The organism is Mucilaginibacter aurantiaciroseus, from assembly GCF_024055595.1.
Taxonomy (GTDB): domain Bacteria; phylum Bacteroidota; class Bacteroidia; order Sphingobacteriales; family Sphingobacteriaceae; genus Mucilaginibacter; species Mucilaginibacter aurantiaciroseus.
This window is the reverse complement of sequence record NZ_JAMXOF010000001.1, coordinates 140,997-159,587: the sequence shown is the minus strand read 5'-3', so window position 1 is coordinate 159,587 and position 18,591 is coordinate 140,997. Positions and strand designations below refer to the sequence as shown.

The following is an 18,591-nucleotide window of genomic DNA, read 5'->3' as shown; positions in this document are numbered from 1 at the left end:
ATACATTCAAATGCTGAAATAATATGCAATTAGTTTTAGATAAAATATCCAAAAAAAACTAACCGGTATGTTTTGAACCTGAATGAAGAATTTTACGCGCAAATTCGCGCAGATATGCTATCCCCTGGAGCAAAACTGCAAGAAGGCCGATAATGATCGTGAATTGTTCGAATGAGTTCATAACATATAGACGGTATATTGCGCGCTTTGTTGCGTAATATACCGTCTATATATTATGCTTTAATTTTAACGGCGTTAGCGGGTAGCCAGGTAGCCAGGTAGCTATAAAATCGCTTTTGCTATCAAGTTGGTCGGTTGGTTTGGTCGCATTAAAGAAACGGTTGCTTTTAGTATCGTTACCTACCCCAGCTACAAAAGCCCAATTGCCCCAGTTACTGGCAGGCGAGTAATCTATCAGCTTTTCTTCAAAATACAACGCACCTTTTGTCCAGTCGACTTTGAGGTCTTTGGTTAGGTAATTGGCAACGACTTGCCTGCTGTAATTGTTAATGTAGCCCGTGGCATTTAGCTGATGCATGGCAGCATCAATAAAAGGCACACCGGTTTCGCCATTCTTCCATTGTTCAAAAAGCTCGTCCTGGTTATCGGCGGTATCGGGTACATCGCCAAAACCTTCGGAACGGAAAAACTTCTGCCCATGCTTTTTAAACATAAAGCGAAAGTAATCTCTCCACAAAAGCTCCAGGATAATCGGGTCGGTATTAGTAAGGTGGTGATCTCGGTAATAGTTCACCACTTCCCAGTACACCTGCCTTGGCGAGATACACCCAACCGCAAGACATGCGCTTAAACCCGATGAATTATAGGCTGCGCCACGCACATTTTTACCCTGATTTTGAATGCAGTTCTCTAAGTAGGTATGTAATTGTTTTAAAGCGGCTGTTTCGCCACCAGTAAATTTTTCTTCGGCACGGGCATCGTCTATTGGATCGGACACGCCCAATTCTGCAAGGCTTGGTAATTCGCCGGCATCGGTAATTTCGGGGATAAGGATTTGCTCCGGACTAACCACACTTGGCCTAACCGTGCTATCGCGCTCCACCTTCTTTTTAAAGGTTACGAAACTATCGGGGATATCTTTTATAGGAAATGGCAAGTCTTCCTTATGATACATGGTGTGGCCGATGAAATGCTTTAGGTTAAGCTTCATTTTCCATAAAGCGGCCTCCACCCTTTCAGAAACATCGGTTTCATCGGGTGCTACTTCGCGGTGATGGTATACTTCGCTCACCTGGTATTCTTCTGCTATTTGGGTAAGTACTTCGGCAGGATCACCTGTGCGGATCAGCAGATCGGCACCAAAGGCCTGTAGGTTTTCCCTGAGATCTGCAACAGTTTCTAAGAGAAAACGGGCACGGAAACTGCCGGTTTTTATCGCGCCTAAAGCATTGGCTTTAAAGTAGAACGGGTCAAAAACATATACCGGCAATACTTTATCAGCCCTGCGCACGGCTTCGGATAATATTTCATTATCGTGTATGCGCAGATCATTTCTAAACCAAACCAATATAACTTTATCACTCATATGAACATCTAATCTAAACTTATTTAGATTGATTACAAAAATGGTAATTATTTATTTGTCCTGCATCGTTCGCTGCAATATTTGACATCGTCCCAACATTTTTCCCACTTTTTTCTCCATGTAAAGGGCCTTTTACACACAATGCAAAGCTTTGTAGGGAGGTTTTCTTTAAGTATCCGTGCCATAATATTATTTATAACAAATAGTACCGCTTAGTGTTATGTAATATATGAATTTAAAAAACAAAAACATTCTGATAGTAGGTGGCAGCAGTGGAATTGGCCTTGCATTAATAAAGCATTTGGCCATACAAGAGGCAAACATATTTAATATATCGCGCAGCCCGGCAACTGATTGGCCCGGGGGTGTTACTCATATCCAGGCCGATGTATTAGATAATTTGAGTACTATTGAAAACCAACTACCGCAAACTATCCATGGATTGGTATACTCTGTTGGTAGCATCAATCTAAAACCCTTTCAACGTTTAACGCAGGAAGATTTCTTAAACGATTACAAATTGAATGTGCTTGGCGCAGCAGAGATCATCAGGCTCAGCCTTAAGGCTTTGAAGAACGCGGGTGGCGCAAGTATTGTACTTTACAGTTCTGTAGCCGCAAAAGCGGGGATGCCTTTCCATGCCAGTATCGCGGCGGCGAAAGGCGCTATTGAGGGGTTAACCTTATCATTAGCAGCCGAGCTTTCTTCTAATCAAATAAGGGTAAATGCCATTGCACCATCGCTAACCGATACCCCGCTTGCCAAAAACCTGTTAAGCACCGATGAGCGGCGCGAAGCATCTGCCAAACGGCACCCGCTTGGTAAAATTGGTACGCCGGATGATATTGCCTTTGCCACCCAGTTTTTACTAAGCGACCATAGCGGCTGGCTAACCGGGCAAATCATAGGTATTGATGGCGGGCTTGGCAACTTAAGGCCTTTGTAAAATTAAGGTTGTAAGTCAATTATTTAATTATAGATAATGATGACAAATGAAATTAGGATTATCCTTAATTTTATACTGTAAAACTAAATATTATGGCAACTACTGAAAGTATCCAGAAAGCTTATATAGATTATGTATTGACCGAAGGCCAGCAGCCAAAATCGGTGTATGTATTTGCGAAAAAGAACAAAATGGCCGAAGAAGATTTTTATAGTTTCTTTGGATCATTTGACGCTGTTGAGCAAAGCGTATGGGCCGACCTTACACTTAAAACTTTAAGCGAAGTACGCGCGCAAGAGGTTTGGTCGCAGTATTCATCGCGAGAGAAGGCATTATCATTTTTTTATAGCTTTTTTGAATTATTGAAAAGCAACCGCAGTTTTGCTTTGTACAGCATTAAAAAGCACCGCAGCCTAGGCACGCTTAAGGTTTTAGAACCAACCAAAGACGTGTTCGAAAATTTTGCTGAAAATATTTTAAACGAAGGTATAGAAACACAGGAATTAACCGACCGTAAATTTTTTAGTAAACGCTATAAAGATGCCCTTTGGGTGCAATTTGGCTTTGTACTGAATTTCTGGATCAATGACGATTCTGCAGGTTTTGAGAAAACCGATGAAGCCATTGAGAAAGGCGTTAACGTAACGTTCGACCTGTTCCAGCGTTCGCCGATAGATAACCTGTTTGAGTACGCCAAGTTTTTGGCTAAAAATAGCGGATTGAAGGAGAAAATGGGGTTTTAAAGAAGCCCCACCCAAACACTCTCTGTGAGGGAGGGCTCAAAAACATAAATGATCTATAAGAAAATCCCAATTAAAAATAAAAAAGTATCCCCTATCGGGGGAGATTTGGAGGGAGCCACCGCCATATTTGATATGGATGGCACCTTAGTAAACAATACCCCATATCATTACCAGGCCTGGCAGAAGCTTTTTAAAAAGTATGATATGCCGGAGTTGAGCAGGGAAACTTACCTGACCAGCATTAGCGGTGTACCCATTTTAAATACCCTGAAAAAGTATTTTGGTGATGATACCGATGAGGCCAAAATGAAGCAACTGATTAAGGAAAAAAAGGGCTTTTATGAGGCAGATTTCACACCTTTTTTACGACCGATAAACGCCCTTGAAACGTTTCTTTTCGACCTTAAAAACGCCGGGGTTAAGATTGCGTTAGCCACCTCATCAAGTATGGAAGATGTGGACTTTATTTTTGGGACGATACATATTCGCCAACACTTTGATGCCATAATTATCGGCAGCATGGTGAGCGAACCTAAACCATCACCACAGATATTTTTAAAAGCCGCCGAGCATTTAAATGCACTACCCCAAAAGTGCCTGGTGTTTGAAGATTCCATTTCGGGATTAAAGGCGGGACGAAATGCGGGTATGAAAGTAGTTGGCATTACCACCGCCCACCCCGCAGAAACCGTTACCAAATTGGCCGATTTGGTAATTAATGATTATGCCGATATAGATCTGCATAAAATGGCCGCACTATTTGACAAGTAATAACATGAGCGAGAATACCTCTAACGAACAAAACAGCATCCCCACCAGCAAGGTTGAACGCAGCGCCAAGTTTGTGAAAACAGGCTTTAAAATTGGCGGTAACTATATTAAACATTATTCAAAAAAGCTGTTCAATCCAGAAATGGATAAATCGCAGCTAAATGAGGATAATGCTACCGACATCTATCAATCCCTCAGCGAATTAAAAGGCAGCGCGCTTAAAGTAGCACAGATGCTGAGCATGGATAAAAACCTGCTGCCACAGGCATACGTAGATAAATTTACGCAGTCGCAGTATAATGCGCCGCCGCTATCGGGGCCGCTTATCGTGCAAACGTTTAAGAAATACTTCGGTAAAAACCCCGATCAGATCTACGATAAGTTCAACATCCGTTCTACCAACGCGGCGTCTATCGGCCAGGTGCATAAGGCAGAGCTGAACGGTAAAAAACTGGCGGTTAAAATTCAGTACCCGGGCGTAGGCGATTCCATCTCATCCGACCTTAAACTGGTAAAACCCTTCGCGTTCCGCATGCTGGGCATGAGCGAAAAAGAGCTTAACGTTTATATGAACGAAGTGGAGGAACGCCTTTTAGAAGAAACCGATTATGAGCTGGAAGTACGCCGCTCGATAGAGTTTTCTATCGCCTGTAAACACCTGAACAATGTAGTGTTCCCGGGATACTATCCCGACCTATCGAGAAAGCGCATTATCACTATGGATTGGCTGGAAGGGCAACATTTAAAAGAGTTTTTAGCTACCAACCCATCGCAGGAATTGCGCGACCAGATAGGCCAGGCACTTTGGGATTTTTACAATTACCAGCAACACGAATTACGCGCCGTACACGCCGACCCGCATCCCGGTAACTTCCTGATAACACCCGAGGGCAAACTGGGCTGTATAGATTTTGGGTGTATTAAGGTAATGCCCGATGATTTCTATTACCCTTTCTTCTCGCTCACCTCAACCGACCTGTTCGAAAACAAAGAAGAAACTATTAAAGCGTTCCGCAAGCTGGAAATGATATTGCCTAATGACACCCCGGCTCAAATTGAGTTTTTTCACACCATGTTTAAGCAAATGATAAGCCTGTTTGCCAAACCATATATCACTAAAACATTCGATTTTGGAAAGAAGGAATTTTTTAATGACCTATTTGGCTTTGGCGAAAAAGTTGCCAAAATGCCCGAGTTTAAACAAGCACGTGGTGTAAAGCATTTCATCTATGTAAACCGCACAAACTTTGGCTTGTACAATATATTACATGAGTTACAGGCCCGCGTTAAAACGGACACGTACAAGCCACATGTAGAAGAGTTGGTTGGATAAATTAGCCTTAGGGAAATTTAGGATAAACCTGAATACCAGCGCAAGCTGATTACAGGCTGTAGATACCCACGCTATGTTTGCCCGCAAGTACCAGTCCTCAATATCTGTTTACCGGCCTGTGTCTATTTAAGTCGTGAAATATTGATCTAATTGGGGAGTTGTGGTACCCGGCTTACTACTCTTCCACAATCAGCTGGGCTATCATCAAAATGGTTAGTATAGCACTGGCAACCCAACTAATTGATGCCTTTGCCGACCATGACTGTAACTCGGGCACACGTCCACTACCTAAAAAATAATTATATTTGCTACGGCTATATATACCATAAAAAAGACAGCACAAAGTAATTATTGCCAGTGCACAAATTGTTATGATCCTAAAATTGCGATTTAACATTGATTTAACATTACCTGAATTGTGTAAACGGATTTTGACGGTAAAAGAATTTTGAGTGGCTGTTATATTACATAAAAATCATACGTAAATAAGCTATATTTTATCCGAAAAGCCAAGAGATAGACTTAGGTAAAATAAACCTTTATTAATCAATCATAAAAGGAACTATAGCGGCAAGTGTTAAAAAAAAGGCACCTATCCAGCTTATGATAGATTTCATGGCCCAAGTTTCCACATCAGTTACTCGGCCCTTGGTTGCAAAAACCCGTGCCCTGTTATGGCAATAAAGGGCATAAACCGCTAACATAACAATAATTGAAGCGATAGAAAAAATTATAACTAATTGAAAACTGCTTGTAAACATAACCTGTGGTTTTTCTTAATACTTATTTAACATGTACGACAAAAAAAAGTTTGTTGGATTTATTTACTTACTTAATAATTACCATAATTAACAAATTTGTTACATTACGATTGCAATCCCGGGTTAATACAGCGCTTTTAAAAATATTTGCTTAATAAACGCCGCTATTTAAAACACCCCACCCCTAACATTGTTGAAACATATATATGAAAGTGTTACTTGCAGGTGCTAACGGATACATTGGCACACGCCTTATCCCGGTTTTATTGGAAAAAGGCCACACCGTGGTTTGCCTTGTACGCGATAAACGCCGCTTTCATGAACAAAATGACTATAGCGAACGGGTAACACTGCTAACCGGCGACCTGCTGAAAGAGGAAAGTATTGAAACCATCCCCTTAGATATTGATGCCGCCTATTACCTGGTACACTCCATGGCCCAGGCCGATGACTTTGCCATGCTGGAGGATCTTTCCGCGCATAACTTTGTTGCGGCACTCAATAAAACAAAATGCCGCCAGCTTATTTACCTGAGCGGTATTACCAACGCCGACAACCTCTCCAACCATTTGCTATCGCGACGCCATGTGGAAGATGTTTTAAGGGAAAGCACGGCAGCGCTAACGGTGTTACGTGCAGCTATTATTATTGGTTCGGGAAGTTCATCGTTTGAGATCATTCGCGACCTTACCGAGAAACTCCCCATTATGACCGTACCGCGCTGGGTTAACACCAAATGCCAGCCTATTGCTATCCGTGATGTATTGGGTTATTTGGAAGGGGTACTAATGAATGAGTCATCATTCCACAAAACTTTTGATATTGGCGGGCCGGATGTGATCACATTTAAAGAAATGATGCTTACCTACGCCAAAGTGCGTAAGCTTGATCGCTACATTATTACCCTACCGTTCCTGTCACCCAAGATCTCGTCGTACTGGCTATACTTTGTAACATCAACCAGCTACTCGCTTGCCCAAAGCCTGGTAAATAGCATGAAGAACGAAACCATCATGAAAAACCATGATATTGATAGCGTGGTAAGACGCCATTGCATAACTTACAAGGAGGCGTTGGAACTGGCATTTAATAAAATAGAACAAAACTCCATTGTAAGCAGCTGGAAGGACGCGCTGAACAACGGCTACCTTACCTCCGGCTTTATGGACCAGATAAAAGTACCGCAAAACGGCACGCTGGAGTATAAAGTTAAGCAGCCATTTAAGCGCGCCAGTGCAGAGGTGCTTATGAACATTATGGCTATTGGCGGTAACCGCGGCTGGTATTACTGGGATTGGATCTGGAGCATACGCGGTTTTTTGGATAAGCTGTTTGGCGGCGTAGGCAGCAGGCGCGGACGCACCAGTAACATAAGCGTTTCGCCGGGCGATGTTATTGATTTTTGGCGGGTATTATTGGCCGATAAAACAAACAACCGCCTGTTACTTTATGCCGAAATGAAACTCCCCGGCGAGGCTTGGTTAGAATTTAAAATTATTGAGCGCCACAACCAAACTTTTTTGAGCCAGGTTGCTACCTTTAGGCCCAGGGGCCTTTGGGGCAGGTTATACTGGTATATGATGTGGCCTTTTCACCTTTTTATATTTAAGGGAATGGCAAAAAGGATAACAGATTTTAAGGAGGGTGAATAGTTGATTCATAGTTGATGGTTGATAATACTGAACTTCTCATCTTAACTATCAACCATTAATTCCTCACCATAAAGCATGATCTATTAACTACGGACAACTACGAACTACAACAACAAATGAGTAAAAATATCCTCATCACAGGCGGCTCGGGTTTATTGGGCAGGGAATTAACAAAAGCGCTTTTAGCGCTTGGCCACGCGGTGAGCCACTTAAGCCGCAGCCCGGGTAAAAACCTGCAGGTAAAAACATTTTTGTGGGATGTAAATAAAGGGCAGATAGATCCGCATTGCGTAGACGGGGTTGATACCATTATCCACCTGGCGGGTGCAGGCATTGCAGATAAACGGTGGACGGATGAGCGCAAGCGCGAAATACTGGACAGCCGCACAAAATCCATCGGCTTAATTTACGGGCTCATGAAAAGCAAGGCGCATAAAGTGCGCACGGTGATATCGGCATCGGGCATTAATTATTATGGCAACCGTGGTGATGAACTGCTTACCGAAGATAGCACCCCCGCCGATGATTTTATTGGCAACTGTTGTGTTGAATGGGAAAAAGCGGTTGATGAAGGCAAACAGTTTGACCTGCGAATCCTGAAATTCCGTACCGGTGTTGTTTTAACCACCGGGGGTGGCGCGTTACCACAACTGGCCTTGCCTGTAAAACTGGCAATAGGGTCGCCATTAGGCACGGGCATGCAATGGGTACCATGGATCCATCACCAGGATGCTATTGGCATTTACCTGCATGGCCTGGCTAACGAGCACCTTACAGGCATTTACAATATGGTTGCGCCGTTACCGGTAACCAACAAAGAGTTAACCACAGCTGTGGCTAAACAACTACGCCGGCCGCTTTGGGCACCTAACATACCGGCCTTTTTAATAAAACTGTTGTTTGGCGAAATGGCAGTTTTGGTGCTGGGCAGCACAAAAGCATCAGCACAAAAAATTGAAGAAGCAGGTTTTAAATTTAAATACCTCAACGTATCTTCGGCTTTAAAAGAAATTTATGGATAAGGTTACCCCGATAAGTATATTTTGGTTTCGCCGCGATTTGCGGGTGGAAGATAACGCAGGTTTGTACCATGCCCTAAAAAGCGGCAACCCGGTACTACCCGTCTTTATTTTTGACAAAGAGATATTGGATAAACTGGAAGATAAAGATGATGCCCGTGTAAGTTTTATTTATAAAGCAATTGAAGAAATCAACAAAGAATTTAAAAAACACCATAGCAGCTTGTTGGTAGTATATGACAAGCCCGAACATGCCTGGAAACAACTCATCAAAGAATATAACGTTGCAGCTGTTTACACCAATCATGACTATGAGCCTGCTTACGCTAAAGACCGCGATGATGATATTAAAGAGTTACTCGCCAAACGCAACATCGAATTTAAAACCTATAAAGACCAGGTTATTTTCGAAAAGGGTGAAGTGACCAAAGACGACGGCAAACCCTATACTGTTTATACGCCCTACAAAAACAAGTGGTATCAAAAGCTAAAACCCTTTTATTTAAAGGCCTATCCATCTGAAAAATACCTGACAAACCTGCACAAATTTAAAGCCCCGGCAATACCCACTTTAAATGAAATGGGTTTTGTTAAAAGTGAAATAGATTACCCGGAAAAAGAATACGACAGTGTAATTGCAGATTACGCTAAAAACCGCGATTTCCCGGCAATAACGGGCACTTCGCACGTTGGGGTACACCTTCGTTTTGGTACAGTAAGCATCAGGCGTTGCGCGAGGGATGCCCACAAAGCACACGAAAAAACCTGGCTGAACGAATTGATATGGCGCGAGTTTTATATGATGATATTACACCATTTCCCGCAAACCATGGACCACGCCTTTCGCCCGGAGTATGACCGCATTAAATGGATAAACAACGAAGAGCAATTTGAGGCCTGGTGCAAAGGCGAAACCGGTTTCCCGATGGTGGATGCCGGCATGCGCGAACTGAACGCTACAGGCTACATGCACAACCGTGTGCGTATGGTGGTTGCCAGCTTTTTAACTAAAGATTTGCTGATAGACTGGCGCTGGGGCGAGCGTTACTTTGCCCGCAAGTTATTGGATTATGAAATGGCAAGTAATGTTGGCGGCTGGCAGTGGGCTGCCGGTAGTGGTACCGATGCCGCACCATACTTCAGGATATTTAACCCCGATAGCCAGCTGAAAAAGTTTGACCCGAAATTAGCATACGTAAAAAAATGGGTTCCGGAATATGCCGACTTCAGCAAGTATCCAAAACCCATTGTAGACCACGCTTTAGCGCGCGATAGATGTTTAAAAGTTTTTAAAGAGGCTTTAAGCAAATAATATTATTCAACCTTAGTTACCTGAAACTCGAACCTAAGCGGCGAGTTGGCAGGTATTGTGCTTCGTGGAGCTGTACCATAACCTAATACCGATGGTATAAACAAGGATATAGATGTACCCGTTACCGCATGTTTTATAAGTCCATCCTTTACGCCCTCAATTAAACTAAACGGGGTTAAGGTAGTGGCAGTTGTTTTAGCCGATTCGTCAAAAGCTACGCCATTTAATAAATTGCCGCTATATGTAGTTGTAACGGTAGAAAATTCGCTGATCTCAATGCCTCCCGTACCCGGTGTAATAACCTTGTACCAGTAATGCCCCTTAACAGAAGCATCTGCCGAATCTTTTAGATAGCCGGTTAAGTTATTAGCCGCCATGTAATTTTTAATAACCAGGTCGTCGTAAGCATTTTGGTCGCCAATTACATGTACATAATAATCAAGGCTTTGGTTACCTGCAATACGGGTATTTACGTTGGTAATACTACCAGACCCAAACCCATTTACACCGTATGCTAAACGCGATGGTATCAGCAAACGCATACTGCCGCCTTTATATTTAAGCAGGTTATGGATAGCTAATTGTAAACCTTTGGGCAAATTATTGGCAGTTAAGTGTCCTAAAAAATCGTTCATGTGATTATTGATAGTATCAGATGATACGTACTTACCGTCGAAAGATTTCATGGTATAAACCAATGATACCTTATCGGCATATTTTAAGGTATCGCCACTGCCGGGGGTTAATACTTTATAGTACATACCGGTTGTGCCGGAACCATCTTTAGTGGTATCAGCTTTAAAATCACTTAAGCCGTTCGCGCTTATATAAGCTTCTATCTGCTGATTATCATACGCCCTGATATCCGGTAGGTTATCAAGTTTTTTACAAGCTGTTAAGCCTGCAACAGCTATCAATAAAAAAGTAAAGATCTTTTGTTTCATCTAAAATTAGTTCGTTACATCTAAAAGTTCAATATCAAAATCAACTACGCTATTTGCAGGTAATTTTATTTCGGGCTGGTCATATGGCCCATATGCATAGCGCGATGCCGCTATTATACGGATCCTACCGCCTTTTTTCATATTTGGGATCCCCAGCTTCCAGGCCCTTAACACTTCGCCCAAAGTAAACGAGGGGTGGAAATTATTGCTACTGGCAAATACCACTCCTGTAGTAAGTATTTTGCTGGTGTAATCTATTGTTATCCGGGTTGAATTTGTAAATATCGCATTCCCTGTTCCGGCTTTTTCTTCAACGTAATAAACACCGGTTTTAATTCCAACACTGTCAACCTGCTTAATCTTAGCGCCTAAACCGGGTGTAGCAGCAATATAATCCTCAATTACCTTTTGATCAATATCAGCCTGTGTTCTTTCTTCGGCAATAGAATCGTAACCCTTTTTGCAAGATGAGAAACAAATTATACTTAAAAATAATATCAGAAGTACCCTGTTCATTCAGTTTTCAAAAGGCAAATTTATTGTTTTATATGGCAATTACAGCAGCTTAACACTTTTTAACAATTAGCGGTCGCTAAAAGCTAACGTTCAGGGTTTGTAATTAAGTGTAAGCTGATTGATTTTTTTAAGCATATCTGTTAAATACTGCTTATCTGCATCGCTTATGTGGGCGTTTAGGTAGTTATTAAACTGTTTTACAACAGTTTTAGCCAACTGGCGTTTTTCTTTGCCCAGGTCTGTCAAATATATTTTTACAGACCGCTTGTCGCCTTTGTTTGATTCGCGGTAGATGAGGCCCGTTTGCTCCAGCTGGTTAAGCATGCGTGATAAACTGGTAGATTTTAAGCCAAGCAATGCCGCCGCCTGCGATACGGTTGTACCCTCCTCTTCAATATTGATAAGCAGGTAACCTATAGACTGTGTAATACCAAAATCGGTAACTAACTGGTTATACCGGTTAGCAACGGTTTGCCAAACGATTTTTAAAAAGTAATCAATTGTTTCCTGGTGTTTTACACTGCTTCGCATAAGTAGACAAACATAACATTTTTTAGTTGATGGTTCATAAATAATGGTTCACAGCAGCTGCTGGGAGCTTTAATTTTCGGGTATGAACCATCATCTATGAACCAATCTCAATACCCCACCTTAGTATCATCTCCTCTTGGATCGGCGCCGCCTTCATAGCCGGCTTTGGTTTTTAAAATACCGTCTACCCGGCCAATGGCTCCGCTCTTGGTTAATGTATATCCTTTTTTAGCAAGCTTATCTTTTACGGGGTCGCTTAGGGCACCGTCCTCGCTTTGGATATCATCGGGCAGCCACTGGTGATGAAAACGCCTGGCAGCCACCGCTTTTTGCATATCCATATCAAATTCTATCACATTTAACAACGTCTGGAAAACCGAGGTAATAATAGTTGAGCCACCGGGGGTGCCAACAACCATAAAAAGCTTGTTATTCTTTTCTACAATGGTAGGCGTCATGCATGACAGCATGCGTTTGCCCGGCTGTATACTGTTGGCTTTGCCCCCTAATAAACCGTACATATTAGGCACTCCGGGTTTCGAGCTAAAATCGTCCATCTCATTATTCAGCAAAAAGCCCGCACCTGATACAAATATTTTGGAGCCAAAGCTGTCATTCAAAGTGGTGGTAATTGATACGGCGTTGCCATCCCTATCAACTATGGAGTAGTGGGTGGTCTGGTCGCTTTCGTACCCTACAAAAGTACCGGGTTGTATGGAGGTGCTTGGTGTAGCTGCATCCCAGTTAAAATTTCGCATACGGCTATCGATGTATTTTGGCTTTAACAAACTATCTACCGGTACTTTGTAAAAATCGGGGTCGCCCAGGTATTTGGAGCGGTCGGCATAAACGCGGCGCTCTGCTTCGGTAATTAATTGTACTGTGCTGTCGCTGTTAAAGCCATAACGGTGTAATGGATATTTCTGTACCGAGCGCAGTAATTGTAACAAAGCTATCCCCCCGCTTGATGGGGGCGGCATGGTGATGATATTGTAGCTTTTGTATTTGCCGGTGACAGGCTTACGCCACACCGAGCGATAATTTTTAAGGTCGGCTTTAGTGATGATGCCTTTGCCCGCCTGCATTTCGGCAACAATCAGGTCGGCAACCGGGCCTTCGTAAAACCCTGCGCGTCCTCTATCGCGAATAGCGGCCAGCGTTTTGCCAAGATCTTCCTGTATCAGTATATCACCTTCTTTATAACCGTTCTCTTTAATTAAGTAACTCTTTCCCGGGTTAAGGCTTTTAAAAACCGAATTATTGCGGTTTATATCTGCTGCCAGGCGTTTGGTCATCTTAAACCCTTTGAAAGCAAGGTTTATTGAAGGCTGCATCAATGTAGCCCATTTTAATTTACCATACTTTTTATGCGCCTGTACCATCCCGTCAACAGAGCCGGGCACGCCAGATGCCTGGTGGGTGTACAGGCTCATTTTAGGGACCACATTGCCTGCTGCATCCAGGTACATATCAGCGCTTGCTTTTGCGGGTGCCTTCTCCCTAAAATCTAATGTATTTGCCTTGCCATTTGCCGGGCGATAAACCATAAAACCACCGCCGCCAATATTACCCGCCTGCGGGTGGGTAACGGCAAGCGCAAATTGTACCGCAATGGCAGCATCCACCGCGGTACCGCCTTTTTTCAGGATCTCGAGCCCGGCTTTGGATGCATCGGGATAAGCGCAAACAACCATCCCGTTTTTGTATTTGGGGTTGGTGGCCGGCAGATCTTGCGCGCAGGATACGTGCCCAAAAGATATAATAAAAAAGCTTATTTTAAAAGGTAACCGCAGATTTAAACTCATTTTAGAAGGTGTAAATATTTGGCAATTTAATCTATTTTAATATACAATTACAAGCTATCAGCATTCATAATTTTGCGGTTGTTTATCAATGGACTGTTAATTTTCTGCATCAATAATTTTGTTAAAAGAGCATAAAAAGGCATTTTCGCCGTTTATAACGCGAAACTAACATTTACACATGGGCAGGCACGGGCGGAATTTCCGTCATAAGATCTACCCCAAAAACACTACCCCACATGAAAAAATTTACCCTTATTGCAGTATTACTTACTTCGTTTTTATTCATTAGCAAACGCTCTGCCGCGCAGGATTATAACACCGCTGTCGGCCTAAAATTTGGCGGTTACGAGAACGGCCTTTCTGTTAAATACTTCATGAACAGTACCACAGCGATTGAAGGTATAGTAGGCATCCGCAGCCATGGCGCGGTATTAACCGGCTTATACGAGTTACATCAGCCTGCCTTTAACACGCCGCTATTGAAATTTTATTACGGCTTTGGCGCGCACGTTGGCTCGGTAGGTAAAGGGGTTTACAAGCGCTTTGGCAGCGACGATAACGTTTACAACGATAGCCACATTTTACTTGGTGCCGATGGCGTTTTAGGCCTTGAATATAAACTGAAAGACTCGCCAATAGCTTTTAGCCTTGACCTTAACCCCCGTTTAGAACTTGCTACCGGCCCTTTCTTTGACCTTGCACCAGGATTAGGATTGAAATACGCGTTTTAACGCAGGGCATCTTACAACAAAAAAACTGTGCTTAATAGCACAGTTTTTTTGTTAATTCACAATAATTATTTTTTTGGAATATACTTTATCGTTAAGGTTTACTTTTAACACGTAAGTACCGGGCAGGCGGTCTGTAGTATTTATAACTGTGCTAAAGTTACCCGCGGCGGCTACTTTTTGGGCTGATCTGTAAACAACCCGCCCTGCTGTGTTCACCAGCGATATTTCTAAATTACCCACAGCTTTAACTTCAAACACCACATTAAAATAAGTTGTAGCCGGCACCGGGAATACAGTTAAACCAATATCAGAAGACCTATCCGGGTTTTTAGCGACTATAGCATACGCAAATTGATCGGACATAGTTACACAACCATTAGCAAGCGTAACCTGCACCTGGTAATTACCGCTAACTAACGGCGTGTAAGTTGCGCTTGTAGCATCTTTTATCGGCTTACTATTCAACAGCCATTGGTTACCTGTGGTTATGTTTGATGTTAATACAGCCCCGTTTTGGGTAACCGTTGGCTTGGTAATGGTTACCGGCACACGTGTTATTGATGCGCAACCCGGGCTGCGTACCTGCATATCATAAAAATAGTAGTAGTAAATTCCGGGATTGGGGGTGGCTGTATTGCCGGTAATAGAGAACAGGCCACCCGTGGTAAACGGATAACCTGTAACACCATCCTTATTACGGTACAGGGTTGCACCGTTTTCATAAGTTGGGGTTATGGTATAATTACCTGCAGCAGGCAATGTCAAATTCAGGGTGTAAACTTTGCCCTGGTCGGCAATATCATTGGGCTGGTCGCCGGGCAGGGCTTTGCTGCGGGTAGCCGTAACATTAAGGGTTACCGATGATACCACTTCACCATTATCATTTGTTGCCGTAAACGTCATTCGCCCCGGGTTACCAATGTATAGCCTTGCACTTTCTATAACCACCGGTATTTTGGTAGTTACATTTACATCTGTTGTAAACTGATTGTAACTACCTGTTGGGAATACATTTTTATTTACAGGGCCAACCTTACCGCTAAAGTCATTTAAGCCTGCGTAAAAAGTATTATTTACCGGGGCGGCCGTAATTGTAGCCGGCGAACCATAACCAATCGGTACAACATCTGTAAGCGACTTATACCAGAACAATTCGCCATCGCCATTGCCGGCCAATAAATAAGCATTGCTGTTGGTACAGAAATAAGCCGATAAGTTGCTAACCTCCGGCGGAAAGCCTATGGATATAACGCCGGTAGCCTTGTTGTTCGCCGCAAGCAGATCCGAAATCAGTTTAGTTTCTGCAGTTACCATGTAGGTTGCCCCTGGTGTGGTATTGAACTTTCCGCTCAGGGTAAAATCTGTTTCTTCTTCGGGGTTAAGCTTACCGGTGTAGGTGCCACTAAAGGTAGTTAGTGTATTACTATTTATGGCAACTGTTACCGTAACCGGGATATTACTAACAGCAGCGCTGCCGAAGTTTTTAAGCCGTACCGTAACACCAACAGCAGTAGCACAGGTAACACCCCCATCAGAATTTGTTATCGCGACAGCACCCACATCAATGGCGGGTTTTAAATATTGTACGGTGTAATCCTGCGTTTCGCCTTTGGCGTAGGTGCCGCACGCTGTAATTGCCGATGCATCATTAGTTTCGTTCAACACAATACGCAACAGGCTAATGTTACCCGGCGAAACCGTAGCAGGAACAGCTATGTTACCGCTGATGGTGCCCGTAGCACTTACAATTGCGGTTGTTGCGGCAAGTTCATTGGCATCAAATGTCCCGTTACCATTCCAGTCGATAAATATTTTGGCGGCTTTATTAAAGTTTGCGCCGCAGGTACCCAGCGCCAGGCTAAACGGATAGGTTTTACCCGCTTCCAATTGGATGGAAAGGTTGGTATTATCGGTATACCCGGTGCAGCCTGCAGGTGCGGTGTAACTGACATTTGATAACGAGAAACTATTGATCTTAGAATCGGCTGTAGACGTTGGGGCTGATGCGCAATACGGATTTCCGCCTACACCCGTAACAATAACCGAATAAGCCTGGCTGCCCGATCTTAAAATACCCTTGTGCGATATGGTGATAGTATATTCCTTCCCCGGCACGGCATCCGCAATGTAAACCTGTTCTATATTATCCCTTACATTATCCCCGTTTGTGGCCGGTGCAGACGGGTTATCGGGCGTAAGCACCCAGGGCATTGTGGTATTAGCACCATCGCTAACCCTCACATCAAGGTCATTCACCAATTTGGGGGTACGGTCGTTTATGGTTGTGCCGTTGGTTGGAGTACCTTCAGGGTCTGTCCATGATATGGTTACCGCCAGCGGCCCAACTCCCGAAGCGGTCACTTTAATTGTACGGGTTTGCCCCTGTGTTAAAGTAGCCTGGTTAAGGATGCTTTTTGTGCCGTTATCTGTTATTGCCTGCGCGGCTTTGTGCATATCCAGTAATCCCCAGCCATAAATATAATCGGGGCCAACGTTGCCGGCATCAAACGCGGTATGGCAGGCAAGCCCTTTTAAAGTAGCGGCACGCATAAAAGTGCCGTTATTTTTTTGCGCGTAATACTCCTGCAACAGGTATAACGACCCTGTAACGTTTGGCGCCGCCATTGAGGTGCCAGACAAAGTCAGGTACGAACTTGTGCCCTGTACCCCGGTGGATAACACCTGCTCGCCATCGCCAACAATATCGGGCTTTATGCGGCCGTCATCTGTTGGGCCCCAGCTGCTGTAGTATGATATGGCAACATCTGTACGGTTAACCGGCCCGTTTGGCAGCGGCCCTACCGAGCCTACCGTTAGTATATTTTTTGCGTTACCGGTGGTGGTAATAATATCATACCCATTATTACTACCGATGTTTGCCGGCCTTGCGCCCTTATTTACAAAAGTTGGGTTGGTACGGCTTTCAAACCCATAGTATGTATCCCCTAACGCGGGCCCGTTACTGGAGCGGCTGTTACCTGCCGACTCCACAATTAAATAGTATGGCGCGTTATAAGCAACCTGGTCAAACGATTGCGCGCGCGCATCGTAAAAGCCAAAGTTGTAATCTTCGTTATCGCCGGGCAGGCCGTACCATTCCCATCGGGCGTCGGCACTGTTATAATCCCAGCCGCCAACATCACCATAAGAGTGGTTGGAAAGTAACAGGCCGGAGGCCGCGGCGCTCATTTCAGATACATCGTTATCAAAATCCCAGGCAGATAGCGTGGTTGCACCATAGGCCATCCCTTTTGCAGGCGCGTACACGCCTTTGGCTATCATGGTGCCGGCAACATGGGTGGAGTGGTCTAAGATGGCGGTATTGTCTTTCGCGGTGATCGTTTTACCCTCAAACTCGCGGTGCGCCTTGTAAACCTGGCCACCATCCCAAATACCAAGCTTGTTGTTTAAAAAAGCACTGCTACCGGTAAGGTTTAAACCCAAACTGCCGCCGGGTTGTACGGTGTTGGTGCCGGTGGTAGCGGCAGCAGTGGTATTGTTATGGGTGATAAGATAAACAGGGAAACCGTGGCTGTTAACCCCCTGCAGGGCAATTAGGTTACCGGCTTTAGTGACGCGGCGGATTGCCCAGCCGTTTTGAGGGGCCAATGCCAAAGCCCTTTGATACCCCGTTGTGAAGTTTGCCCGGGAGCTGATCGCCAACGCGTCCAGCCGGCTTTTCTTAACCGCGTCAACCGGGATCTGCTGCTGTTGGGCAATGGCCGGGGAAATGCAACAAAAAAGTAAAATGTTTAAAAGTATTGCTGAATAAAATTTCCCCATAATTTTCTAGCGAAGTATTTACAAGTTTCCGTATTAAATGGCGTATTAAAAAATAATACGGAGCGATTTTTGAACAAACTAATATAAAAAGTAATATAAGTTAATACGCCAGATCTGTATAAATATATATTAGCGTTTACAATGATATTATTTTGCTAATAAATACTTTTTTTTGTGTACTTACTTGCCCATTTTGGG

The 18,591-nt window shown here is 43.7% G+C and carries 16 protein-coding genes; 8 read left to right on the top strand and 8 right to left on the bottom strand.

Features of this window, described 5'->3' with window-relative positions:
• Window positions 1-226: 226 nt before the first annotated feature.
• Complete coding sequence (locus tag NAF17_RS00700) at window positions 227-1,546, bottom strand: DASH family cryptochrome (protein WP_252756053.1); 1,320 nt, start codon at window positions 1,544-1,546, stop codon at window positions 227-229.
• A 47-nt stretch (window positions 1,547-1,593) separates the two neighbouring features.
• On the bottom strand, window positions 1,594-1,731 hold the full coding sequence (locus NAF17_RS00695) for a DUF2256 domain-containing protein (protein ID WP_252756052.1): 138 nt from the start codon (window positions 1,729-1,731) through the stop codon (window positions 1,594-1,596).
• 44 nt (window positions 1,732-1,775) lie between these two features.
• Here NAF17_RS00695 and NAF17_RS00690 point away from each other — a divergent pair, with 44 nt between their 5' ends.
• From NAF17_RS00690 to NAF17_RS00675, 4 genes are all read left to right on the top strand, one after another.
• Window positions 1,776-2,492 carry an SDR family NAD(P)-dependent oxidoreductase gene (locus NAF17_RS00690; protein ID WP_252756051.1) on the top strand — a complete coding sequence of 239 codons (717 nt, stop codon included), beginning with the start codon at window positions 1,776-1,778 and terminating at the stop codon, window positions 2,490-2,492.
• A 92-nt stretch (window positions 2,493-2,584) separates the two neighbouring features.
• Entirely contained in the window at window positions 2,585-3,235 is a 651-nt protein-coding gene (locus tag NAF17_RS00685; protein ID WP_252756050.1) for a TetR family transcriptional regulator C-terminal domain-containing protein, read from the top strand.
• A 48-nt stretch (window positions 3,236-3,283) separates the two neighbouring features.
• On the top strand, window positions 3,284-4,006 hold the full coding sequence (locus NAF17_RS00680; RefSeq protein WP_252756049.1) for an HAD family hydrolase: 723 nt from the start codon (window positions 3,284-3,286) through the stop codon (window positions 4,004-4,006).
• Between the two features lie 4 nt (window positions 4,007-4,010).
• The gene (locus tag NAF17_RS00675; RefSeq protein WP_252756048.1) at window positions 4,011-5,339 is read left to right on the top strand and encodes an ABC1 kinase family protein; all 1,329 of its coding nucleotides are present in this window, start codon (window positions 4,011-4,013) and stop codon (window positions 5,337-5,339) included.
• A gap of 542 nt (window positions 5,340-5,881) precedes the next feature.
• Here NAF17_RS00675 and NAF17_RS00670 read toward each other — a convergent pair.
• Window positions 5,882-6,100, bottom strand: coding sequence for a hypothetical protein (locus tag NAF17_RS00670; protein WP_252756047.1), 219 nt, complete (start codon window positions 6,098-6,100; stop codon window positions 5,882-5,884).
• Window positions 6,101-6,306: 206 nt separating this feature from the next.
• On the opposite strand from NAF17_RS00670, the gene NAF17_RS00665 reads away from it, so the two are divergent.
• The 3 genes from NAF17_RS00665 (at window position 6,307) to NAF17_RS00655 (ending at window position 10,083) form a co-directional block, all read left to right on the top strand.
• Window positions 6,307-7,752 carry an SDR family oxidoreductase gene (locus tag NAF17_RS00665; protein ID WP_252756046.1) on the top strand — a complete coding sequence of 482 codons (1,446 nt, stop codon included), beginning with the start codon at window positions 6,307-6,309 and terminating at the stop codon, window positions 7,750-7,752.
• A gap of 116 nt (window positions 7,753-7,868) precedes the next feature.
• On the top strand, window positions 7,869-8,774 hold the full coding sequence (locus NAF17_RS00660; RefSeq protein WP_252756045.1) for a TIGR01777 family oxidoreductase: 906 nt from the start codon (window positions 7,869-7,871) through the stop codon (window positions 8,772-8,774).
• Window positions 8,767-10,083 (top strand): cryptochrome/photolyase family protein, encoded by a 1,317-nt coding sequence (locus NAF17_RS00655; RefSeq protein ID WP_252756044.1) that lies wholly within the window; start codon window positions 8,767-8,769, stop codon window positions 10,081-10,083. Before NAF17_RS00660 ends, NAF17_RS00655 begins: the two co-directional genes overlap by 8 nt.
• A gap of 2 nt (window positions 10,084-10,085) precedes the next feature.
• Here NAF17_RS00655 and NAF17_RS00650 read toward each other — a convergent pair whose 3' ends face one another.
• The 4 genes from NAF17_RS00650 to ggt form a co-directional block, all read right to left on the bottom strand.
• The gene (locus tag NAF17_RS00650; protein ID WP_252756043.1) at window positions 10,086-11,027 is read right to left on the bottom strand and encodes an FKBP-type peptidyl-prolyl cis-trans isomerase; all 942 of its coding nucleotides are present in this window, start codon (window positions 11,025-11,027) and stop codon (window positions 10,086-10,088) included.
• Window positions 11,028-11,033: 6 nt separating this feature from the next.
• Window positions 11,034-11,543: an FKBP-type peptidyl-prolyl cis-trans isomerase gene (locus tag NAF17_RS00645; RefSeq protein ID WP_252756042.1), complete on the bottom strand. Its 510-nt coding sequence runs from the start codon at window positions 11,541-11,543 to the stop codon at window positions 11,034-11,036.
• Window positions 11,544-11,633: 90 nt separating this feature from the next.
• Entirely contained in the window at window positions 11,634-12,074 is a 441-nt protein-coding gene (locus tag NAF17_RS00640) for a MarR family winged helix-turn-helix transcriptional regulator (RefSeq protein ID WP_252756041.1), read from the bottom strand.
• A 107-nt stretch (window positions 12,075-12,181) separates the two neighbouring features.
• A complete protein-coding gene (gene ggt, locus NAF17_RS00635) occupies window positions 12,182-13,879 on the bottom strand; it encodes a gamma-glutamyltransferase (protein ID WP_252756040.1) in 1,698 nt (565 codons plus the stop codon).
• A 236-nt stretch (window positions 13,880-14,115) separates the two neighbouring features.
• On the opposite strand from ggt, the gene NAF17_RS00630 reads away from it, so the two are divergent.
• Window positions 14,116-14,610: a hypothetical protein gene (locus tag NAF17_RS00630; RefSeq protein WP_252756039.1), complete on the top strand. Its 495-nt coding sequence runs from the start codon at window positions 14,116-14,118 to the stop codon at window positions 14,608-14,610.
• Window positions 14,611-14,661: 51 nt separating this feature from the next.
• On the opposite strand, the gene NAF17_RS00625 is transcribed toward NAF17_RS00630, so the two are convergent.
• Entirely contained in the window at window positions 14,662-18,393 is a 3,732-nt protein-coding gene (locus tag NAF17_RS00625; protein WP_252756038.1) for a S8 family serine peptidase, read from the bottom strand.
• Between the last annotated feature and the right edge of the window lie 198 nt (window positions 18,394-18,591).